Annotated in this window: 19 protein-coding genes; 15 read left to right on the forward strand and 4 right to left on the reverse strand. The window is 60.5% G+C overall.

Annotation, left to right across the window (positions count from 1 at the left end; genetic code table 11):
- The first annotated feature begins 86 nt into the window (after positions 1 to 86).
- From gshA to tauD, 5 genes are all read left to right on the forward strand, one after another.
- The gene (gene gshA, locus AC1RS8_RS02230; protein ID WP_489339557.1) at positions 87 to 1,670 is read left to right on the forward strand and encodes a glutamate--cysteine ligase; all 1,584 of its coding nucleotides are present in this window, start codon (positions 87 to 89) and stop codon (positions 1,668 to 1,670) included.
- Positions 1,671 to 1,917: 247 nt separating this feature from the next.
- Complete coding sequence (gene tauA, locus AC1RS8_RS02235; RefSeq protein ID WP_046040783.1) at positions 1,918 to 2,895, forward strand: taurine ABC transporter substrate-binding protein; 978 nt, start codon at positions 1,918 to 1,920, stop codon at positions 2,893 to 2,895.
- A 15-nt stretch (positions 2,896 to 2,910) separates the two neighbouring features.
- Positions 2,911 to 3,705, forward strand: coding sequence for a taurine ABC transporter ATP-binding subunit (tauB, locus tag AC1RS8_RS02240; RefSeq protein ID WP_489339556.1), 795 nt, complete (start codon positions 2,911 to 2,913; stop codon positions 3,703 to 3,705).
- Positions 3,702 to 4,535 (forward strand): taurine ABC transporter permease TauC, encoded by an 834-nt coding sequence (gene tauC / locus AC1RS8_RS02245; protein ID WP_223502487.1) that lies wholly within the window; start codon positions 3,702 to 3,704, stop codon positions 4,533 to 4,535. The genes tauB and tauC overlap by 4 nt, the downstream gene beginning before the upstream one ends.
- Positions 4,536 to 4,673: 138 nt before the next feature.
- Complete coding sequence (gene tauD, locus AC1RS8_RS02250) at positions 4,674 to 5,516, forward strand: taurine dioxygenase (RefSeq protein ID WP_489339555.1); 843 nt, start codon at positions 4,674 to 4,676, stop codon at positions 5,514 to 5,516.
- 146 nt (positions 5,517 to 5,662) lie between these two features.
- Here the strand turns inward: tauD and mgrA are convergent, their stop codons facing one another.
- Both mgrA and AC1RS8_RS02260 read right to left on the reverse strand, forming a co-directional pair.
- On the reverse strand, positions 5,663 to 6,700 hold the full coding sequence (gene mgrA / locus AC1RS8_RS02255) for an L-glyceraldehyde 3-phosphate reductase (protein WP_489339554.1): 1,038 nt from the start codon (positions 6,698 to 6,700) through the stop codon (positions 5,663 to 5,665).
- A 133-nt stretch (positions 6,701 to 6,833) separates the two neighbouring features.
- Entirely contained in the window at positions 6,834 to 7,724 is an 891-nt protein-coding gene (locus tag AC1RS8_RS02260; protein ID WP_150812045.1) for a LysR family transcriptional regulator, read from the reverse strand.
- A gap of 120 nt (positions 7,725 to 7,844) precedes the next feature.
- Here AC1RS8_RS02260 and AC1RS8_RS02265 point away from each other — a divergent pair, with 120 nt between their 5' ends.
- On the forward strand, positions 7,845 to 8,585 hold the full coding sequence (locus AC1RS8_RS02265) for an SDR family oxidoreductase (RefSeq protein ID WP_489339553.1): 741 nt from the start codon (positions 7,845 to 7,847) through the stop codon (positions 8,583 to 8,585).
- A 166-nt stretch (positions 8,586 to 8,751) separates the two neighbouring features.
- A complete protein-coding gene (locus tag AC1RS8_RS02270) occupies positions 8,752 to 9,012 on the forward strand; it encodes a hypothetical protein (RefSeq protein WP_150812047.1) in 261 nt (86 codons plus the stop codon).
- A gap of 9 nt (positions 9,013 to 9,021) precedes the next feature.
- On the opposite strand, the gene betT is transcribed toward AC1RS8_RS02270, so the two are convergent.
- Together betT and epsC are read right to left on the reverse strand one after the other, a co-directional pair.
- Positions 9,022 to 10,977 (reverse strand): choline transporter BetT, encoded by a 1,956-nt coding sequence (betT, locus tag AC1RS8_RS02275; RefSeq protein ID WP_191626061.1) that lies wholly within the window; start codon positions 10,975 to 10,977, stop codon positions 9,022 to 9,024.
- Positions 10,978 to 11,352: 375 nt separating this feature from the next.
- A complete protein-coding gene (gene epsC, locus AC1RS8_RS02280) occupies positions 11,353 to 12,279 on the reverse strand; it encodes a serine O-acetyltransferase EpsC (protein ID WP_090452493.1) in 927 nt (308 codons plus the stop codon).
- A gap of 190 nt (positions 12,280 to 12,469) precedes the next feature.
- Here epsC and AC1RS8_RS02285 point away from each other — a divergent pair, with 190 nt between their 5' ends.
- The 8 genes from AC1RS8_RS02285 to AC1RS8_RS02320 all read left to right on the forward strand — a co-directional run bounded on the left by AC1RS8_RS02285 (position 12,470) and on the right by AC1RS8_RS02320 (position 21,416).
- A complete protein-coding gene (locus tag AC1RS8_RS02285; RefSeq protein WP_489339552.1) occupies positions 12,470 to 13,462 on the forward strand; it encodes a D-cysteine desulfhydrase in 993 nt (330 codons plus the stop codon).
- A gap of 302 nt (positions 13,463 to 13,764) precedes the next feature.
- Positions 13,765 to 14,565, forward strand: coding sequence for a cystine ABC transporter substrate-binding protein (gene tcyJ, locus AC1RS8_RS02290; protein ID WP_090452489.1), 801 nt, complete (start codon positions 13,765 to 13,767; stop codon positions 14,563 to 14,565).
- Positions 14,565 to 15,230 carry a cystine ABC transporter permease gene (gene tcyL, locus AC1RS8_RS02295; protein WP_007983131.1) on the forward strand — a complete coding sequence of 222 codons (666 nt, stop codon included), beginning with the start codon at positions 14,565 to 14,567 and terminating at the stop codon, positions 15,228 to 15,230. Before tcyJ ends, tcyL begins: the two co-directional genes overlap by 1 nt.
- A 4-nt stretch (positions 15,231 to 15,234) precedes the next feature.
- The gene (gene tcyN / locus AC1RS8_RS02300) at positions 15,235 to 15,990 is read left to right on the forward strand and encodes an L-cystine ABC transporter ATP-binding protein TcyN (protein ID WP_489339551.1); all 756 of its coding nucleotides are present in this window, start codon (positions 15,235 to 15,237) and stop codon (positions 15,988 to 15,990) included.
- A 483-nt stretch (positions 15,991 to 16,473) separates the two neighbouring features.
- Positions 16,474 to 17,238 carry a hypothetical protein gene (locus AC1RS8_RS02305; protein WP_493162284.1) on the forward strand — a complete coding sequence of 255 codons (765 nt, stop codon included), beginning with the start codon at positions 16,474 to 16,476 and terminating at the stop codon, positions 17,236 to 17,238.
- A 370-nt stretch (positions 17,239 to 17,608) separates the two neighbouring features.
- Positions 17,609 to 18,841 (forward strand): SfnB family sulfur acquisition oxidoreductase, encoded by a 1,233-nt coding sequence (locus tag AC1RS8_RS02310; protein ID WP_489339548.1) that lies wholly within the window; start codon positions 17,609 to 17,611, stop codon positions 18,839 to 18,841.
- Positions 18,842 to 18,864: 23 nt separating this feature from the next.
- Complete coding sequence (locus AC1RS8_RS02315; protein ID WP_489339547.1) at positions 18,865 to 20,058, forward strand: SfnB family sulfur acquisition oxidoreductase; 1,194 nt, start codon at positions 18,865 to 18,867, stop codon at positions 20,056 to 20,058.
- Positions 20,058 to 21,416 (forward strand): LLM class flavin-dependent oxidoreductase, encoded by a 1,359-nt coding sequence (locus AC1RS8_RS02320; protein ID WP_489339545.1) that lies wholly within the window; start codon positions 20,058 to 20,060, stop codon positions 21,414 to 21,416. The genes AC1RS8_RS02315 and AC1RS8_RS02320 overlap by 1 nt, the downstream gene beginning before the upstream one ends.
- The last annotated feature ends 56 nt before the right edge of the window (positions 21,417 to 21,472 follow it).

Genomic DNA, 21,472 nt, shown 5'->3' on the forward strand with positions numbered 1-21,472 from the left:
GGCGAAAACGCCAGTTTTAACTTCACCCTTGTAGACCGTCTTGCCCACCCCCATATTGGGGCGACTGACGCGTGAAGGAATCCAACTTGAGCGAACTTCTCAACCGCCGCCTGGCCCTGCTCGGCGAGCGCGCTAACCTCTCTCTGCTCGAACAGTGCCTTCACGGCATCGAACGTGAATGCCTGCGCGTGACCGATGAAGGTCGCCTGGCGCAAACGCCGCACCCGGAAGAATTGGGTTCCGCGCTGACCAATGAACAGATCACCACCGACTATTCCGAGTCGCTGCTGGAGTTCATCACCCCGGCCCTGCCCGATCCTGCCGATACGTTGGCGAGCCTGGACAGCATTCACCGCTTTGCCTACAGCAAGCTCGGCAACGAGTATCTGTGGAGCCCATCGATGCCGTGCCCGTTGCCGGCCGAGGAAGATATCCCGATCGCCTATTACGGCACGTCCAATATCGGGCAGCTCAAGTACGTCTACCGCAAGGGTCTGGCCCTGCGTTACGGCAAGACCATGCAATGCATTGCCGGCATCCACTACAACTTTTCCCTGCCGGAAAAACTCTGGCCTTTGCTCAAGCAGGCCGAAGGCTTTGTCGGCACCGACCGCGACTTCCAGTCATCGTCCTATATCGCGCTGATCCGTAACTTCCGCCGCTACAGCTGGCTGCTGATGTACCTGTTCGGCGCCTCGCCGGCACTGGACGCCGGCTTCTTGCGCGGTCGTTCGCACCAGTTGGAACAACTGGACCCGCAGACCTTGTACCTGCCGTACGCCACCAGCCTGCGCATGAGCGACCTGGGTTACCAGAGCAACGCCCAGGCCGGCCTGACGCCGTGCTACAACGATCTGAACAGCTACACCGACAGCCTGCGCAAAGCGGTGGCCACGCCGTATGCGCCATACGTCGAAGTCGGCACCCACCAGGATGGCGAGTGGGTGCAGCTCAACACCAACATCCTGCAGATCGAAAACGAGTACTACTCCAACATCCGCCCCAAACGCGTGACCTACACCGGCGAGCGCCCTATCCAGGCACTGATGGCCCGTGGCATCCAGTACGTCGAAGTACGCTGCCTGGACATCAACCCGTTCCTGCCGATGGGCATCGACCTTACCGAGTCACGCTTCCTCGATGCGTTCCTGCTGTACTGCGCGCTCAACGATAGCCCGCTGCTCACCAGCACCAGTTGTGGCAACGCGACTTCGAACTTCCTCAGCGTGGTCAAGGAAGGTCGTCGTCCGGGCCTGCAACTGCAACGGGATGGCCAGCCGGTCGACCTGAAGGAATGGGCCGGCGAGCTGCTGGAAAAAATCGCCCCTCTGGCGGCGATGCTCGACCAGAGCCATGGCGGCGATGCCCACAGCAAGGCGCTGGACGCCCAGATGGCCAAGGTCCAGGACCCGTCCCTGACGCCGTCGGCCCAGGTATTGGCGGCGATGGCCGAACACAAGGAAAGCTTTGCCCAGTTCTCCCTGCGCCAGAGCCAGGCCCATGCCGAGTTCTTCCGCAGCGAGCCGTTGCCGGCTGAGGAACAGGCGCAGTTTGAAGAGCGGGCGCGTTCGTCGCTGGCTCAGCAGGCTGAGCTGGAGCAGAACGAAGTCGGTGATTTCGATGTGTTCGTCGGAGCGTACCAAGCGAGCATTCTGGCGATCAGTAACTAACCTTCGAAGGTCCTGCGGACCTTATCGCGAGCAAGCTCGCTCCCACAGTGGATTCTCGGTGTGACCACAATCGTGCAAACACCATTAAACCCTGTGGGAGCGAGCTTGCTCGCGATGACCGCGTAGCGGTCGCTCCTCAAGTTGTCCTCTCATAAGCTAATTCGAAAAAGTTATTTATTTTCGAATTCTTAGATCATTTAGTCTCTTTCTCACGCCGACACTCGGTCGCCTGACAAGGAGCTTTCTGATGAAACTGACTTTCCCTCTACGCTTGCTGGCGGCCGCGTCCTTGGCTACCGCGAGTTTTTTTGCCCAGGCGGCCGACTTCACCGTCGCCTACCAGACCACCGTTGATCCGGCGAAAGTCGCCCAGGCTGACGGCGCCTACGAAAAGGCCACCAAGGCCGATATCAGCTGGCGCAAATTCGACAACGGTGCCGATATCATCGCCGCCATCGCCTCCGGCGACGTGCAGATCGGCTACCTCGGTTCAAGCCCCCTGACCGCCGCCATCACTCGCAAAGTCCCGGTAGAAACCTTCCTCATCGCTACCCAGATCGGCGCCGCCGAAGCCTTGGTCGCCCGCGACGGTTCCGGGATCAAGACCCCGCAAGACCTGATCGGCAAGAAAATCGCCGTGCCGTTTGTATCCACCGGCCACTACAGCCTGCTCGCCGCGCTGAAGCACTGGAACATCGATCCGTCGAAAGTCACCGTTCTCAACCTGGCTCCACCCGCGATCATTGCCGCCTGGAAACGCGGTGACATCGACGCCACGTACGTTTGGGATCCGGCCCTCGGTGTCGCCAAGGAAAACGGCAAAGTGCTGATCACTTCCGGCGAGCTGGCCAAGTTCGGCGCACCGACTTTCGATGCCTGGATCGTGCGCAAGGATTTCGCCGAGAAGCACCCAGAGATCGTCACCGCGTTCGCCAAAGTGACTCTGGACGCCTACGCCGATTACCGCAAAGACCCGCAAGCCTGGCTCGCCAATCAGGGCAACGTCGACAAGCTGGTAAAGCTGTCTGGAGCCAAGGCCAGTGACATTCCATTGCTGCTGCAAGGCAACGTCTACCCGCTGGCGGCTGACCAGGTGCTCACCCTCGGCGCGCCGACCACCAAAGCCATCACCGACACCGCGGCGTTCCTCAAGGAACAAGGCAAGGTCGAGGCCGTGCTGCCGGACTACGCGCCGTACGTCAGCGCCAAGTTCATCACCAACTGATCGGGAGTCAACGCGATGGCCTTGCTACAGCTGGAGCGCATCAGCGCACAGTACCCCGGCAACCCGGAACCGGTGTTGGCGGATATCTCCCTGAGCCTGGGGCCCCGGCAATTGCTGGTCGCCATCGGCCCGTCCGGCAGCGGCAAGACTTCGCTGTTGAACCTGATTGCCGGTTTCGTCGAACCCAGCGCCGGGCGCATCACCCTCGACGGCGCGCCCGTCAAAGGCCCGAGTGCCGAGCGCGGCGTAGTGTTCCAGGACGACGCGCTGCTGCCATGGCAAGACGTGCTGGCCAACGTCGGGTTCGGCCTGGAGCTGGCCGGTATCGCCCGGGAAAAACGCGAAGCTCGCGCCAGGGAAATGCTCGCCCTGGTCGATCTGTCCGGTTTTGAACAGCGCCGCATCTGGCAGCTTTCGGGCGGCCAGAAGCAGCGTGTCGGCCTGGCTCGCGCCCTCGCCGCCGACCCGCGCGTGTTGCTGATGGACGAACCTTTCGGCGCCCTCGACGCCTTTACCCGCGAGCAGATGCAGGAACTGTTGCTGCAAGTCTGGCAACGCACCGCCAAGCCGGTGTTCCTGATCACCCACGACATCGAAGAAGCCGTGTTCCTCGCCACCGACCTGATTTTGTTGGCGCCCAACCCGGGGCAAATCGTCGAACGCCTGAGCCTCGATTTTGGTCAGCGTTATGCCGCCGGTGAGTCGGCCCGCTCAATCAAGTCCGACCCGCGTTTTATCGAAACCCGCGAACACGTACTCGCCAAAGTGTTCTCCCAACGCAGCGCCGCCCAGCGGCAGGAGCGCGCATGAGCAGTTACGAAATTCCCGTCGCGGCGATAACGCCAGGCTCAGCCGTAATTCCGGCAAGTCGCCGTTTGAGCACTCGCTGGATCAGTGTGCTGACGCTGGTCGTTCTCGTTGCTATTTGGTGGGCCGTGACGGCGACCGGCTTGATCGAGCCGCTGTTCCTGCCACCACCTTCCGCCGTGCTGCAAAAAGGCTGGCTACTGGCGACCTCGGGTTATATGGATTCAACCCTGTGGCAGCACCTGGGCGCGAGTCTGAGCCGCATCGGCCTGGGCCTCGGCTTTGCGATTCTCACCGCCGTGCCGGTGGGAATCGCCATCGGCGCCAACCGTATCGCCCGTGGTGTGCTCGACCCGCTGATCGAGTTCTACCGGCCGATTCCACCGCTGGCCTACCTGCCACTGATCGTGATCTGGTGCGGTATCGGTGAATTGTCGAAAGTGCTGCTGATCTACCTGGCAATCTTCGCCCCGATTGCCATTGCCACCGCCACCGGTGTGCGCACGGTCGACCCGGCCAAACTGCGTGCCGCACAGTCGCTCGGCGCAACGCGCGTACAGTTGATTCGCCACGTCATTTTGCCGAGTGCCTTGCCGGACATCCTGACCGGTGTGCGCATTGGCCTCGGCGTGGGTTGGTCGACGCTGGTCGCCGCCGAACTGATCGCCGCCACCAGCGGACTGGGCTTCATGGTGCAATCGGCCGCACAGTTTTTGGTCACCGATGTGGTGGTACTCGGGATTCTGGTGATCGCACTGATCGCCTTCGCGATGGAGATGGGCCTGCGTGCCCTGCAACGCAAACTGGTGCCGTGGCATGGTCAGGCCCACTGATTACTGAATAAACCTGTGGGAGCGGGCTTGCTCGCGAAAGCGGTGTATCAAGTGACATAAATGTTGAATGACACGCCCTCTTCGCGAGCAAGCCCGCTCCCACAAAAAGCACGGCCCCCCGGATTTAAGAGAACCACCATGAGCCACCTGACCATCGTCTCCCTAAGCTCCGCCCTCGGTGCACAGATCAGCGGCATCGATATCAGTCAGCCGCTGAACGTTGAACAGCGCGATGCCATCGAACAGGCCCTGCTCAAGCATCAGGTGCTGTTCTTCCGTGACCAACCGATCACGCCACAGCAACAGGCGCGATTCGCCGCGAATTTCGGCGACCTGCACATTCACCCGATCTACCCCAATGTGCCGGAACAACCGGAAGTGCTGATCCTCGACACCGCCGTCACCGACGTGCGCGACAACGCGATCTGGCACACCGACGTGACCTTCCTGCCGACCCCGGCCATGGGCGCGGTGCTCAGTGCCAAGCTGCTGCCGGAGTTTGGTGGCGACACGTTATGGGCCAGCGGGATTGCCGCCTATGAAGCCCTGTCGACGCCGCTGAAAACCTTGCTCGAAGGTCTGACCGCCACCCATGACTTCACCCGTTCGTTTCCGCTGGAGCGCTATGGCAACACGCCCCAGGCACTGGCCCAGTGGGAAGAAGCACGGCGCAAGAATCCGCCGCTGTCGCACCCGGTGATCCGCACGCACCCGGTAAGCGGGCGCCGCTCGCTGTTCGTCAACGAAGGTTTCACTTCGAAGATCAACGAGCTGTCGGAAACCGAGAACGAGGCGATTCTGAAGTTCCTGTTCGCCCATTCAACGCGGCCGGAATTCACCATTCGCTGGCGCTGGCAGAGAGACGACATCGCATTCTGGGATAACCGCGTGACCCAGCATTACGCGGTGGATGACTACCGGCCGGCGCGGCGGGTGATGCAGCGGGCGACGGTGTTGGGGGATGTACCTTTCTTTCGGTGAACAGCCAGTTTTTGTACTGACCTTGATGGCCCCATCGCGAGCAAGCTCGCTCCCACAGGTTCGGCGGTGTTCACAGGCTTTGTGTACGACACGGACACTGTGGGAGCGAGCTTGCTCGCGATGGGGACGGAACTGACGCCGACAAGTTACTCCGCCGTCGAAGGCTTCTCCCAAAGATTGATCCCGCCCTCCTGGGCAAACCGGTCAATCTCCGCCAGTTCCTCTGCACTAAAGCTCAGGTTCTTCAACGCCCCGACGTTCTCGATGATTTGCTCCGGCCGGCTCGCGCCAATCAAGGCCGAAGTGATCCGAGGATCGCGCAGGGTCCAGGCCAGCGCCAGTTGCGCCAGGCTCTGGCCACGACGCCTGGCGATTTCGTTGAGTGCCCGCACTTGGGCGATGTTGGCCTCGGACAAGTGCGACGCCTGCAACGAACCACCCCCCGGACGATTGACCCGTGCATCCGTCGGCACGCCGTTGAGGTATTTGTCGGTCAGCAATCCCTGCGCCAGCGGCGTGAAGGCAATCACGCCAGTGCCGAGTTCGTCGGTGGTATCGAGCAGGTCTTTTTCCACCCAGCGATTGAGCAGGTTGTAGGCCGGCTGGTGAATCAGCAGCGGCACTTTCCACTCTTTGAGCAACGTCGCCATTTCGCGGGTTTTCACCCCGGAATAAGACGAAATGCCGATGTACAGCGCCTTGCCCTGCTGCACCGCAGTGGCCAGTGCGCTGGCGGTTTCTTCCAGCGGGGTGTCCGGATCGAAGCGGTGGGAATAAAAGATGTCGACGTAGTCCACGCCAAGGCGTTGCAGGCTCTGGTCGAGGCTGGCCAGCACGTACTTGCGCGAACCGCCGCCCTGACCGTAAGGGCCGGGCCACATGTCCCAACCGGCCTTGCTGGAAATGATCAGCTCGTCGCGGTACTGCTTGAAGTCTTCGCGCAGTAAACGGCCGAAGTTGATCTCGGCGCTGCCATACGGCGGGCCGTAGTTGTTGGCCAGGTCGAAATGGTTGATGCCCAGATCGAATGCCGTGCGCAACAACGCGCGCTGGGTATCGATCGGCGTGCTGTCGCCGAAGTTGTGCCACAGGCCCAACGACAGCGCCGGCAGCACCAGGCCGCTGTGGCCCACGCGGCGGTAAGGGATAGAGTCGTAGCGGTTTTCGGCAGCGGTGTAAGTCATCGAATCCTCTCTTGTCTGTCTTGAATCTGGTATCGACTGCTTTGCCAGTCGCCCAGCATACGCCCGGACAGACGCCAGAAAACCCCGGATTCGACTAATGGCTGAAACGTTTCACATGCTCCCCATTTACCAGCTACCGGGCCTGCGCAAACACCTCTCCCAACCAATCCACAAATACCCGAACCCGTGGCGACATGTGTCGATTGTGTGGATAAAGCACTGACACCGGCATTGGCGGCGGCGGTGTCTCGGTGAGGATTTCCTTCACCAGCCCCTGGGCGATCTGCGTTTCCATCCGGTAATGCGGGCACTGGATCAAGCCCAGTCCGGCGATGGCCGAGGCTGCGTAGATTTCGGCGCCGAACACCGAAACGGCGCCATCGATGGTCACTTCCCTGAGTTCGCCGTCCACCATGAATTCGAACGGGAACAACTTGGCGGTGGTGCGTGAGACGTAGTTCACCGCGCGGTGGTTCTTCAGGTCGTCGAGGCTTTTTGGCTCGCCGTTTTTACGCAGATAGGCAGGGCTGGCGCAGGTGATCTGGCGTAGGTTGGCGACACGTTTTCCGATCAGCGCGGAGTCGCTCAAAGTGCCGGCGCGCAGCACACAGTCGACGCCTTCGGCGATCAGGTCGACAAAGCGGTCAGCCTCGCTGATGGACAGCTCGATGTCGGGATAACGCGCCATGAATTGTGGCAAAGCCGGGATCACGAAGTGCTTGGCCAATGTCCCGTGCAAGTCCACCCGCAACCGCCCCTTCGGTGCCACACCGCGAAACGCCAATTCCGCTTCTTCCAGCTCTGCCAGCAGTTGCACGCAACGCAGGTAGTACGCCTCGCCATCCAGCGTCGGACGAACTTTACGCGTGCTGCGCTCCAACAAACGCGTACCCAGCCAGGCCTCAAACTGATTCAAGGTGTGGGTCAGCGTCGCGCGAGGCAGGTTCAGGTCATCGGCAGCCTGCGTGAAGCTGCTGCGCTCGTAGATCCGCACAAAAACCTTCATCGCTTTGACTTGATCCACAGCTCACTCCAGGTACTCGATTGTTGGCGATTATTGAACAGTCAAGGCAACTCTCGTGCATTTATCGCCCTGAGTAAACATGTGAAATTGGCTTCACACCCCATCAACAGGAACACCAACATGGCTCATCAGACTCCGAAAGTTGCCATCGTGACCGGCGCCTCCCGCGGCATTGGCGCGGTCATCGCCAAACAACTGGCCAGCGAAGGTTTCGCCGTTGCCATCAACTACGCCAGCAGCGCCACCGAAGCGTCGAAACTGGTGGTGGAGCTGCGTCAGGCCGGTTGCCAGGCCCTGGCGATCAAGGCCGATGTAGCCAACGCCGACGACGTACGCCGGATGTTCGACGAGGTTGAAACCCAGTTCGGCAAGGTCGATGTGTTGGTGAACAACGCCGGCATCCTCAAAGTGCTGCCGCTGGCGCAACACAGCGACGAACTGTTCGAGCAGAACTTCAACATCCACGCTCGCGGTACCTTCAATACCCTGCGTGAAGCGGCGACCCGCCTGAACAGCGGTGGCCGGATCATCAACTTCTCCAGCAGCACCGTCGGCATGAACCTGCCGGGCTACGCGGTGTACATCGCCAGCAAAGCGGCAGTGGAATCTCTGACTCGAGTGTTCGCCAAAGAGATGCGCGGCCGCAACATCACCGTCAACGCCGTGGCCCCTGGGCCCGTGGCCACCGACTTGTTCCTGCATGGCAAGAGCGAAGAACAGATCCAGACCTTCGCCAAAATGGCGCCGCTGGAGCGTCTGGGGCAGCCGGAGGACATTTCCCGTGTCGTGTCGTTTCTGGCGGGGCCGGATTCGGGTTGGGTCAATGGGCAGATTTTGCGGGTGAATGGCGGGTTGGTTTAACTGAGTTCACACTGAGACCGCAGCGTCCCCAATCGCGAGCAAGCTCGCTCCCACAGGGGATCTCCTTTGAGCACAAATTTTGTGAGCAACCAAGATCAATGTGGGAGCGAGCTTGCTCGCGATGGCTGCCTCCAAAGCAATGCACATCTGAAGGGCGGGACAGTTCATGCACACCACCATCATCATCACCTTCGGCCTGATTCTCCTGGCGCTGATGCTCTACATCGGCGAGAAAGTCGGCTTCACCCGCCAGACCCTGGCCTACGGTTTTATCCTGCTGTGGCTGGCGCTGACGCTGATCAATGGCGCAGTCGGCATAGTGCATGCCGGCCAGCCATTGAGCAGCGAACTGGTGGTCGGTAGCGCCGTGTTCGGTGTCCCGGTGGCGGCGCTGGTGTTGTTCATGGTGTTGACCACCGAAACGTGAAGGCCTTGATCAACGCACCAGATGCAGGAACTGCATGTGCCGTTCGTACTGGTCGAGGATGTCGTTGATGATCTGTTCCTTGGAGTAGCCCACCAGATCGTAATCCTGACTGCCCTCGCTCAAATGCACTTCGGCCCGGTAGTAGCGGCGATTGTTGAGTTGCTTGGAACCCATGCCGCCACGGGCAAACGATGGCGTGAAATAGCCGCGCATCTGCACCTGATAAACGAACGGATGCTGGTCGCCATGGCCGATTTCCAGGCTGACGCTGTCATTGGCCGGGTCCGGGTGTGTCGCTACGTGCAAACCCTTTTCGGTGAACACGGCAGACACTTCTTCAATCGCCGGACGCACCGTCGTATCGAGGAAACGGTAGACCTCATCCCGCGACGGGAAATGCACCGCCTGACTCAGGCGCTGGCGCCAACCGCCCCGCCGTGAACCGGACACCGGTGCCAAGGAATGCATCTGCGCAATCTGCTTCTGCGATTCCAGATAAAACGCCTTGTGCAGCCCCCACATCATCAACAGCAAGATCAGCGAGAACGGCAACGAGGTCAGGACCACCGCCGACTTCAACGCATCGATACTGCCAGAAAACAGCAGCGCGCTGGTCACCAATGCGGTCATCGCGCCCCAGAAAACCCGCAGCCATTTCGGCCCGTCTTCATCAGGATTGCCGCCCTTGGCGGACAGCGTCGACAGCACCACGGTGCCGGAGTCGGCGGAGGTGACGAAGAACACGAAGCTGATGAACACCGTGACCGCAATGACGGTTTTGCTCCACGGGTAGGTTTCCAGCAACAGGTAGAGCGTCATCGACGGATTGTCGATGGCCGACATGCCGAGCGCGCTCATGCCGTGGTTGAGCACTTGATCGATGGCGCTGTTGCCGAAGATCGACATCCACGCCAGGGTGAAGCCGAGCGGAATCAGCAGCACGCCGAAGACGAACTCGCGGATGGTGCGACCACGGGAAATCCGAGCGATGAACAGGCCCACGAACGGTGACCATGCTATCCACCAGGCCCAGTAGAACACTGTCCAGCCGCCCAGCCAGTCGCTGGGTTTGTCGTAGGCGTAGAGGTCGAAACTCTTCATCGGCAAGGCGCCGAGGTAATCGCCAAGGTTCTGGATCAGGGTGTTGAGCAGGTGCTGCGTGGGGCCGGCGAACAGCACGAACAGCAGCAGCGCACAGGCCAGCAGCATGTTGATGTCGGACATGACTCGCACACCCTTGTCGACGCCGGACACGGCAACGATGATCGCAGCGCCCATCATCAAGGTGATCAGGCCGACCTGAACCCATTGGGTGTGGGCGATGCCGAACAGGTAGTCCAGGCCCGAGTTGAGGTGCAACACACCGAAGCCCATATCGGCACCGAGGCCGAACACCGTGGCGATGATGCCGAAGCCATCCACCGCGTAGCCGATGGGGCCATTGATGCGCTTGCCGATCAGCGGATACAGCGCCGAGCGCAGGGCCAGTGGCAGGTTATGCCGGTAGGCAAAGTAGGCCAGCGCCATGCCGACAAAGGCGAACACGCCCCAGCCATGCAGGCCCCAGTGCAGAAACAGAATCTGCATCGCCTGGCGCGCAGCATCTGCCGTACCGGCCTCACCCTGGGGCGGTTGCAGCATGTGGGTCAGCGGCTCGGACACACAGAAGAAAAACAGGGTGATGCTGATCCCGGCGGCGAACAGCATGCCGGCCCAGGACAAATAACTGAATTCGGGTTCGTCGTGGTCGGCACCGAGCTTGATCTTGCCGTAGCCGGACAAGGCGGTGACCACCACGAAGACCAGATACAGGGTCATCGCCAGCAGGTAATACCAGCCAACCGTGTTGGCCGCCCAGTTTTGCGCCGCCAGCAACCAGGCACCGGCCTGCTCAGGCATGGCGATGACAACGACACCAAACAACAGAATAAAGCTTGCCGAGAACCAGAACACCGGCGGATTCATGCGGATCAGGCCGCTTGGAGGGATGGACGATGCACTCATGTTCGGTGCACCTCGAAGGGGTAAAACGTGGCTGTAGAAATCGGACTCAGCAAAGGCAAGCCTCCTGTTGTGAGCGGGCAGCGAACCGCCGGTTTAACTTGAATGAACGTTCAAGTTAAACATGGATAGGGGGCTAAGGACTAATCGCAGGGCTCGGCGGTACTGGTATTACGCTAGCTCAAGGGAGGGTTCGGCGCAGGATCAGATCAGGGCCACTGGCTCGATTCGGCTTGAAATCCAATCGCGAGCACGCTCGCTCCCACAGTTGACCGCGTCCCCCTGTGGGAGCGAGCTTGCTCGCGATGAGGCCTGAGAAATCAGTGGAGATTTAGAGGCCTACTTCTGCGCCCCATCATCATGCTGCAGATTTGCCTGGGTCAGGTTGCTGCCCGCCGGCACGCTGCGGGTCAGCCAGACGTTGCCGCCAATGGTCGAACCCTGGCCGATGGTGATCCGCCCCAGAATCGTCGCCCCGGCATAAATCACCACGTCATCCTCGACTATCGGGTGTCGTGGCTGGCCTTTCTGCAACTGACCGTCTTCGTCCGCCGGGAAGCGCTTGGCGCCCAAAGTCACCGCCTGATAGATCCGCACGCGCTCGCCGATGATCGCGGTTTCGCCAATCACCACACCCGTCCCGTGGTCGATGAAGAAACTGCGGCCGATCTGCGCTCCAGGGTGAATGTCGATGCCGGTGGCCGAGTGAGCGATTTCCGCGCTGATCCGCGCCAACAGCGGCAACCCGGCGCGATACAAATGGTGGGCCAGACGATGGTGAATCACCGCCAGAATCCCCGGGTAGCACAACAGCACTTCATCGACACTGCGCGCCGCCGGGTCACCGTGATAGGCAGCCAACACGTCAGTGTCCAACAGGCTGCGCAACCCTGGCAACGCGAGGGCGAAGTCCTGAATGATCTGGATGGTTTTGGCTTCGACTTCAGTCTCGGCCTGGGCACTGTGGCGCGCGGCGTAGCGCAATTCGAGCCGCGCTTGGGCCAACAGCGCATTCAGCGCCACATCGAGGGTGTGGCCGACGTAGAAATCTTCGCTCTCTTCGCGCAGGTCAACCGGCCCCAGGCGCATCGGGAACAACGCACCGCACAGCGCTTCGAGAATCTCCGCCATGGCTGCGCGGGACGGCAATTCGCGACCGCCCTGCTCGCCGCTGGCCCGGCCGTTTTGTGCACGCCACTGTTCACGTGCCGTGCGCAGCTGGCTGACGATGGTCTGCAATTGCCAATGGCTGGAACGCTCACTCACGGTAAAAACTCCTCACGGGCGGCCGGACTGTCTGGCCGCACTGACGGCGATTACTTTACGGCAAGGGTCGCAAGGCAAATTAAGAACCAATAGTGCTGTGCTCAGTTCGATTGGCTATAAGCGATTGACGGTTGCCCCGGCTTTTGGGCGTGCCTATAGTCCTGAGATCTTCAACCGCCAGTACGGACTCATGATCAAACAACAGCTCGCCCGCTTTAACCGCCTCGACCTGCTCGGTCAGCCCACCGCCCTGGAAAAACTCGAACGCCTGTCGACCTGGCTGGGCCGCGACCTGTACGTCAAGCGCGATGACCTGACGCCGCTGGCGATGGGCGGCAACAAGCTGCGCAAACTCGAATACCTGGCCGCCGATGCCTTGGCCCAGGGTGCCGACACCTTGATCACGGCGGGCGCGCTGCAATCGAACCACGTGCGCCAGACCGCCGCCATTGCCGCAAAGTTGGGGCTGGGCTGCGTAGCCCTTCTGGAAAATCCTCTGGGCACTGACGACAGCAATTACACCGGCAACGGCAACCGCCTGCTGCTCGACCTGTTCGATGCCAAGGTCGAATTGGTGGAAAACCTCGACAACGCCGACGAGCAACTGCAAGCCCTGGCCAACCGACTGTGCAGCAACGGCAAGAAGCCGTACCTGGTGCCGATCGGTGGTTCCAATGCCTTGGGCGCCCTGGGTTACGTGCGCGCCGGGCTGGAACTGGCCGAGCAGATCAAGGACACCGGCCTGACCTTCGCCGCCGTGGTCCTGGCCTCGGGCAGCGCCGGTACCCACAGCGGCCTGGCACTGGCCTTGAGTGAAGCGCTGCCGGATCTGCCAGTGATTGGCGTGACGGTTTCGCGCAGCGATGAAGATCAGCGACCAAAGGTTCAAGGTCTGGCCGAACGCACCGCCGAGTTGCTGGGCGTCAGCCTGCCGGAGGCTTTCAAGGTCGAGTTGTGGGATGAGTATTTCGCCCCGCGTTATGGCGAGCCGAATGCCGGCACACTGGCAGCGGTGAAACTGCTGGCGAGTCAGGAAGGCTTGCTGCTGGACCCGGTCTACACTGGCAAGGCCATGGCGGGCTTGCTGGACGGGATCGGCCGTCAGCGTTTCAACGAGGGGCCGATTATCTTCCTGCACACCGGCGGGGCACCGGCGCTGTTTGCCTACAAGGATTTCCTGTAGGAGCGAGCTTGCTCGCGATGGACGACAGGGCACCGCGGGGTGTCAGGTTGCCAGCGTTATCGTTGACGTCCATCGCGTGCAAGCACGCTCCTACAGTAAAAACGAAATCCATTCCAAAATGGAATAACCAGAAGATTAATTATTATTTTCCAATCTAAAAACGCCATCATATAGTCATGCTACAGGCGAATTTCCCGAGAGACGCATACGCTGCTTTAAGGCAGGATAGCGCTGTCGCTTAATTCCCGATTTCGCCAAATTTTCGCAAAAGCGTCTTCCATAAGAAAACACAGGGGCTTGTCATGAATTTTTCCGCACTACGTCGCAATCTGCTGGTGGGTTCGCTGGGCCTGGCACTGAGCGCCGGCCTGATTGGCCAGGCGGTTGCCGGTGAGCAACTGCAACAAATCAAGGACAAAGGCGTGATCAACGTCGGCCTGGAAGGCACCTACCCACCGTTCAGTTTCGTCGACGCCGACGGCAAACTGGCCGGCTTCGAAGTCGAGTTCTCCGAAGCCCTGGCCAAAGAGCTGGGCGTGAAGGTCAAGCTGCAACCGACCAAATGGGACGGCATCCTCGCGGCCCTGGAATCCAAGCGTCTGGACGCAGTGATCAACCAGGTGACCATCTCCGAAGAGCGCAAGAAGAAGTATGACTTCTCCGAGCCGTACACCGTTTCCGGTATTCAGGCGCTGGTGCTGACGAAGAAGGCCGCCGAGCTGAACATCAAGTCCGCCGCCGACCTGTCTGGCAAGAAAGTCGGCGTAGGCCTGGGCACCAACTACGAGCAGTGGGTGAAAGAAAATGTGCCTAAGGCTGACGTCCGCACCTACGAAGATGATCCAACCAAGTTCCAGGACCTGCGTGTCGGCCGCATCGACGCCATTCTGATCGACCGCCTGGCCGCGCTCGAATACGCCAAGAAAGCCAAGGACACCACCGCCGCCGGTGATGCGTTCTCCCGTCAGGAAGCCGGTATTGCCCTGCGCAAAGGCGAGCCTGAGCTGCTGGCAGCTGTGAACAAAGCCATCGACAAGCTGCGCGCCGACGGTACGCTGAAAAAGCTTTCGGAAAAATACTTCAGCGCTGACGTCACTCAATAATGGAAGAAGCTTTTCAACTCGCACTGGACTCCGCGCCCTTTCTGCTCAAGGGCGCGTATTACACGGTCATCCTCAGCCTGGGCGGGATGTTTTTCGGCCTGGTGATGGGGTTCGGTCTGGCGCTGATGCGCCTGTCGCGCTTCAAACTGGTGAGCTGGATCGCCCGCATCTACGTGTCGTTCTTTCGCGGCACGCCGTTGCTGGTGCAACTGTTCGTGATCTATTACGGCTTGCCGCAATTGGGTCTGGAACTGGATCCGCTGCCAGCGGCCCTGATCGGCTTCTCGCTGAACATGGCCGCCTACGCCTGTGAAATCCTGCGTGCCGCAATCAGCTCCATCGAGCGCGGCCAGTGGGAAGCGGCTGCCAGTATCGGCATGACCCGCGCGCAGACCCTGCGCCGGGCCATCCTGCCGCAGGCGATGCGCACCGCATTGCCGCCGCTGGGCAACAGCTTCATTTCGCTGGTCAAGGACACCGCGCTGGCCGCGACCATCCAGGTGCCGGAACTGTTCCGTCAGGCGCAGCTGATCACCGCCCGCACCTTCGAAATCTTCACCATGTATCTTGCCGCCGCACTGATCTACTGGGTCCTGGCCACGGTGCTGTCGCACCTGCAGAACCAGTTGGAAGCGCGGGTCAATCGGCACGACCAGGAGTCCTGACCCGATGATTGTCGTGGAAAAACTGACAAAGCAGTTCAAGGGTCAAATCGTGCTCAACGGCATCGATCTTGAGGTCAAGGAAGGCGAGGTGGTCGCGATCATCGGCCCTAGCGGTTCGGGCAAGACCACCTTCCTGCGCTGCCTGAATTTTCTGGAAGAACCCACCAGCGGCCGGATCAAGGTCGGCGATATCGAGGTCGATACCAGCCGTCCCCTGAACCAGCAGCAGAGCCTGGTGCGGCGTTTGCGCCAGCACGTAGGTTTCGTGTTCCAGAACTTCAACCTGTTCCCCCATCGCACCGCCCTGGAAAACGTCATCGAAGGCCCGATCGTGGTCAAGAAGACCCCACATGCCGACGCCGTTGCCCTGGGTAAGAAGCTCTTGGCCAAGGTCGGCCTGGCGGGCAAGGAGGACGCTTACCCGCGTCGCCTCTCCGGTGGCCAGCAACAGCGCGTGGCGATTGCCCGGGCGCTGGCGATGGAGCCGGAAGTGATCCTGTTCGATGAGCCGACCTCGGCCCTCGACCCGGAGCTGGTGGGCGAGGTATTGGCGACCATCCGCGGCCTGGCCGAAGAGAAGCGCACCATGGTGATCGTTACCCACGAAATGGGCTTTGCCCGGGACGTGGCCAACCGTGTGGTGTTTTTCGACAAGGGTGTGATCGTCGAGCAAGGCGAAGCGAAGGCATTGTTTGCCAACCCGAAAGAGGAGCGGACAAAACAGTTTCTCAGCAAGTTCCTGAATAACACCCACAACTAACAACCCTGCTCAACAATGGTCATCTTCCATGGACGGAAGTGACACCCCTGAAAAAAATACCTCATCAATACCAAACTAAACCCATCTATTCTATATACATATCTTGTACGCGCGCGCGGTACATATATATGCATCGCAACAATTAACCCCCCCTATCTCCAGCATGTTCCCTTCGCAGCACCTGGCCAGCAACGCCCGCCGAGCCGCCCGACTTCAGCCACTTTCAGCGGACAAATTCGACGCAGCGGCATGGTTTACTTACTTTGCACCGTAGGAACTTTCTGAATAACATCGCGCATCACCCACAACTAATAAATCTTATTGACACTTGCTCCCCCTGACTCTTATCTAGTCTCCGATCAACATCACTCTTCACGCCAAAACTCATTATTTCAATTAAAAGTAATGAATGGTTTTGCTGTTCGATATTTAGTTTTTGAATTCCCAGAAACGGACTTCGCTGCAAGACTTCAAGGAGACTTCATGAAAAGCACCTCGAACAAATCCGCGCTTGTGGCCCCGACCTTGGCGCAATCCAACAAGACCGGCATCAACGTCACTTGCGCGGCGCACCTGCTGATCGATGTGGCGCCCTACCCCGCCATGGACGAAGGCGACCTGATCGAACTGTTCTGGGACAACTGCTACGTGGCCTCCCGCGTGCTGACGGCCAGCGATGTCGGCCAACCGGTGCAGCTGCGGGTGCCTGAAAGTTTTGTCGCCAACGGGACCTCGCGCATTCACTACCGGGTCATGCAGGTGGGTCGAGACCCGGTGATTTCGGCCAGCCGAAACGTGCAGATCAAACTCGACTGCCCAGGCGGCCAACCCTCCGCACTGTGCGGCGATGAAAACCAGTGCCTGGCACCGGTGAGCATTCCCGAGGCGATTCGCCGTCAAGGGGTCAATCCGAGCCAGGTCAAGCGCGGTGTTCCCTTGACCATCGAGCCGTATCTGAACATGGCCGTCGACGACGAAATCACCCTGCGCTGGGGCGATGTGCGCATGGATCTGCCACGGCTCAAGGCCATCGATGTGGGTCAGCCGATTCAGGTCTGGATACCGCCGGCCATCATCCTCGAAGCCGGTGAAGACCTGCGGCTGGAAGTGACGTACTGCATTCTCGACCGGGTGGGAAACAACTCCCGCTGGGCGCCAGCCCGTACGCTGAAAATCGGTTGCGCCAATCCTTATCTGAAAGTCCCCCCGAAAAAAGTGCTCAAGGCCGCCGAACCCCGCAAGCAATGAATACCGCTTCTGTGGCGAGGGGGCTTGCCCCCGTTGGGGTGCGAAGCGCCCCCAAAACCCTGCAATTGAGTCCATTCAAATAAATCGTGGAGAAAGGTTTTGCGACTGCTGCGCAGTCGAACGGGGGCAAGCCCCCTCGCCACAGGGATTGCGTTCGCCCATGGGAACACCCTTCTATACATATTCCTAAAAGTTAGTTCATAAAATATTTATACGCGTTTAGGGTATATACACCGGACCACCGGACATCCTTGTTTTCATGCGCCGCCACAAGCGGCGCTTCCATAAGATGTGAGGTAGGTATGGTCCGGAACACAATCACCCCAGTGCAGATCGCCAGGGCATTGCGTGCAGCCAAGGAGCGGCACTGATGTCCAGTCTGGCAGATGCAATCGTCCAGAGTGACCTGGACATCGCCCCGCTGTTGTTGCCCGCACAAATCTTGCGCAACGACGCTCAAGCCATCAAGGCGGCCCACGAACTGGCGCAAGTCGCCCGCCAGCAAGCAGCCAAACGAGACCAGCAGCGCAAGCTCCCATGGTCGGAAATCGAGCAGTTCACCCGCAGCGGCCTGGGCAGTATTTCCATCCCCCGCGAGTACGGTGGCCCGCAGGTTTCGTTCGTCACCCTGGCCGAGGTCTTCGCGATCATTTCCGCCGCCGACCCGGCGCTTGGGCAGATCCCGCAAAACCAGTTCGGCATTCTTAATCTGGTGCTCGGCAGCGCCACCGAAGCGCAGAAACAACAACTGTTCAAAAGCGTCCTGGAAGGCTGGCGCATCGGCAATGCCGGGCCGGAACGCGGCACCAAAAACACCCTGGAACTGAAGGCGCGCATCACCGCTGACGGCGTCCTCAATGGCCAGAAGTTCTATTCCACCGGCGCACTGTTCGCGCACTGGGTCGCGGTCAAAGCGTTGAACGACGATGGCAAGCAAGTGCTGGCGTTCATCCGTCGTGGCACACCGGGATTGCGCATTGTCGATGACTGGTCCGGTTTTGGTCAGCGCACCACCGCCAGCGGCACGATTTTGCTCAACAACGTGCAGGCCGATCCCGAACTGGTGGTGGATAACTGGCGGATCAATGACACGCCGAACATCCAGGGTGCCGTCTCGCAGCTGATTCAAGCGGCCATCGACGCCGGTATCGCCCGAGGCGCCATCGACGACGCTATCGACTTCGTGAAAACCCGCGCCCGGCCATGGATCGACGCCAAGGTCGAGCGGGCCAGCGATGACCTGTACGTGATCGCCGATATCGGCAGGTTGAAAATCGAACTGCACGCCGCCGAAGCGCTGCTGCGCAAGGCCGGGCAAGTGCTCGATGACGTCAGCGCCGCACCACTCACCGCCGATTCCGCCGCCCGCGCCTCGATTGCCGTGGCCGAAGCCAAAGTGCTGACCACCGAGATTTCGTTGCTGGCCAGCGAAAAGCTGCTCGAACTGGCCGGCAGCCGCGCGACCCTCGCCGAATTCAACCTCGACCGCCACTGGCGCAACGCCCGGGTGCACACCCTGCACGACCCGGTGCGCTGGAAGTATCACGCGGTCGGCGCCTATCGCCTCAACGGCACGCTGCCTAATCGCCATTCCTGGATCTGACGACCAGACATCTGGAGAAACATATGACAAGTTCTCACCACGTCGCGGTCATCGCCAGCGATGAACAAGCTCTGATCGTCGCCAGCGACCTCGCCGAAGACTTCAAACGCGACAGCGCCACACGCGACCGTTTACGCCGCTTGCCACACCCGGAACTGGAAGTGTTTTCCCGATCGGGCCTGTGGGGCATCAGCGTGCCGAAAGAGTATGGCGGCGCCGGCGTTTCCAACGTCACCCTGGCCAAGGTCATCGCCTTGATCGCCCGGGCCGACGGCTCCCTGGGGCAGATCCCGCAGAACCATTTCTATGCCCTCGAAGTACTACGGGTGAACGGCAGCCACGAGCAGAAGCAACGCCTGTACGCCGAAGTTTTGGCCGGTCAACGCTTCGGCAATGCGTTGGCCGAACTCGGCACTAAAACCGCACACGATCGCGTCACGAGCCTGACTCGCGACGCCAGCGGCTATCGCATCAATGGTCGCAAGTTCTACGCCACGGGCGCGATCTACGCCCAGCGCATTCCCACCTCGGTGGTGGATGAAAACGGCGTGCAGCAACTGGCGTTCGTCCCACGCAACAGCAAGGGCCTGAGCGTGATCGACGACTGGAGCGGCTTTGGCCAGCGCACCACCGGCAGCGGTTCGGTGGTGTTCGAAGATGTCTACGTCGCAGCCGAAGATGTGATCCCCTTTCAAAGCGCTTTCGAGCGCCCGACTCCGGTCGGCCCGCTGGCGCAGATTCTCCATGCCGCCATCGACACCGGCATCGCCCGCGCCGCGTATGAAGATGCGCTGCATTTCGTGCGCACGAAAACCCGGCCCTGGATCGACGCCACCCACGAAAAAGCCACGGACGATCCGCTGACCCTCAAGAGCTTCGGCCACCTGAGCATTCGCCTGCACGCCGCCGAGGCGCTGCTGGAACGTGCCGGTGAATTGCTCGACAAGGCCCAGGCCGACACGCAGGCCGAGACCGTCGCGGCCGCCTCGATTGCCGTCGCCGAAGCCCGCGCCCTCAGCACCGAAATCTCCCTGGCCGCCGGCAGCACACTGTTCGAACTGGCCGGCAGCCAGGCGACCCTGATTGAGCACAGCCTGGATCGCCACTGGCGCAACGCCCGGGTGCACACCCTGCACGATCCGGTGCGCTGGAAGTACCACGCTGTCGGCAATTACTACCTCAACGATGAAAACCCGCCACTGCGGGGGACCATTTGATGACCGCCGCGAAAAAGAAGATCCTGCTCAACGCGTTCAACATGAACTGCATCGGGCACATCAACCACGGTTTGTGGACGCACCCGCGCGACACATCAACCTGCTACAACACCCTCGAGTACTGGACCGAACTGGCGCAGCTGCTGGAGCGCGGGCTGTTCGACGGCCTGTTCATCGCCGACATCGTCGGGGTCTACGACGTCTACCAGAACTCGGTGGACGTGCCGTTGAAAGAGTCGATCCAGTTGCCGGTCAACGACCCGCTGCTGCTGGTCTCGGCCATGGCGGCGGTAACGAAAAACCTCGGTTTCGGCCTGACCGCCAACCTCACCTACGAAGCGCCGTATCTGTTCGCCCGCCGCCTGTCGACCCTGGATCACCTGAGCCGTGGGCGGGTCGGCTGGAACATCGTCACCGGCTATCTCGACAGCGCCGCCAAGGCCATGGGCCTGAGCGAACAGGTCGAGCATGACCGTCGTTATGACCAGGCCGACGAGTACCTGGAGGTGCTTTACAAACTCCTGGAAGGCAGTTGGGAAAACGGCGCGGTGCTCAACGATCCACGGCAACGGATCTACGCGCAGCCGGACAAAGTGCACAAGGTCGAGCACAAGGGCGAGTTCTATCAGGTCGAGGGTTATCACCTGTGTGAACCCTCGCCCCAGCGCACGCCGGTGCTGTTCCAGGCCGGCAGCTCGGATCGTGGCTTATTGTTTGCCGGGCGACATGCCGAGTGCGTGTTCATCAGTGGCCAGACCAAGGCATCGACCAAGGCGCAGGTGGACAAGGTGCGCGCCAGCGCCGTCGAAGCCGGGCGCAATCCCGAGGACATCAAGGTGTTCATGGGCCTGAACGTGATCGTTGGCGCCACCGAGGAGCTGGCCTGGGCCAAGCACGCCGAGTACCTGAGCTACGCCAGTGCCGAGGCCGGCGTGGCGCACTTCTCGGCGTCCACCGGGATCGATTTTTCTCAGTACGAAATCGACGAGCCAATCCAGTACGTGAAAAGCAACGCCATCCAGTCTGCCACCAAGCATCTGCAAAACAACGACTGGACCCGACGCAAATTACTCGAACAACACGCCCTCGGCGGTCGCTACATCACCGTGGTCGGTTCACCGCAGCAAGTGGCGGATGAACTGGAATCGTGGATCGCCGAGACCGGGCTGGATGGCTTCAACCTGACCCGCATCGTCACGCCGGAAAGCTATGAGGACTTCATCGAGCTGGTGATCCCCGAGTTGCAACGGCGGGGCTCTTACAAGACCGCGTACGACGACGGGACCTTGCGCGAAAAGCTGTTTCAGCGGGAGGCGCATCTACCTGAGCAACATACCGGCTCTGCGTTTCGACGCTAAAAGCATCGCGAGCAAGCTCGCTCCCACAGGGATTGTGTGAACACCCGAGATCCACT

The sequence above is a fragment of the Pseudomonas sp. GW821-FHT12A04 genome, from assembly GCF_058807755.1.

Coding starts and splice junctions, on each gene's coding strand:
- tauA (WP_046040783.1), top strand. CDS start 1,918: ATGAAACTGACTTTCCCTCTACGCTTGCTGGCGGCCGCGTCCTTGGCT.
- tauB (WP_489339556.1), top strand. CDS start 2,911: ATGGCCTTGCTACAGCTGGAGCGCATCAGCGCACAGTACCCCGGCAAC.
- tauC (WP_223502487.1), top strand. CDS start 3,702: ATGAGCAGTTACGAAATTCCCGTCGCGGCGATAACGCCAGGCTCAGCC.
- tauD (WP_489339555.1), top strand. CDS start 4,674: ATGAGCCACCTGACCATCGTCTCCCTAAGCTCCGCCCTCGGTGCACAG.
- mgrA (WP_489339554.1), bottom strand. CDS start 6,700: ATGACTTACACCGCTGCCGAAAACCGCTACGACTCTATCCCTTACCGC.
- AC1RS8_RS02265 (WP_489339553.1), top strand. CDS start 7,845: ATGGCTCATCAGACTCCGAAAGTTGCCATCGTGACCGGCGCCTCCCGC.
- AC1RS8_RS02270 (WP_150812047.1), top strand. CDS start 8,752: ATGCACACCACCATCATCATCACCTTCGGCCTGATTCTCCTGGCGCTG.
- betT (WP_191626061.1), bottom strand. CDS start 10,977: ATGAATCCGCCGGTGTTCTGGTTCTCGGCAAGCTTTATTCTGTTGTTT.
- AC1RS8_RS02285 (WP_489339552.1), top strand. CDS start 12,470: ATGATCAAACAACAGCTCGCCCGCTTTAACCGCCTCGACCTGCTCGGT.
- tcyJ (WP_090452489.1), top strand. CDS start 13,765: ATGAATTTTTCCGCACTACGTCGCAATCTGCTGGTGGGTTCGCTGGGC.
- tcyL (WP_007983131.1), top strand. CDS start 14,565: ATGGAAGAAGCTTTTCAACTCGCACTGGACTCCGCGCCCTTTCTGCTC.
- tcyN (WP_489339551.1), top strand. CDS start 15,235: ATGATTGTCGTGGAAAAACTGACAAAGCAGTTCAAGGGTCAAATCGTG.
- AC1RS8_RS02305 (WP_493162284.1), top strand. CDS start 16,474: ATGAAAAGCACCTCGAACAAATCCGCGCTTGTGGCCCCGACCTTGGCG.
- AC1RS8_RS02310 (WP_489339548.1), top strand. CDS start 17,609: ATGTCCAGTCTGGCAGATGCAATCGTCCAGAGTGACCTGGACATCGCC.
- AC1RS8_RS02315 (WP_489339547.1), top strand. CDS start 18,865: ATGACAAGTTCTCACCACGTCGCGGTCATCGCCAGCGATGAACAAGCT.
- AC1RS8_RS02320 (WP_489339545.1), top strand. CDS start 20,058: ATGACCGCCGCGAAAAAGAAGATCCTGCTCAACGCGTTCAACATGAAC.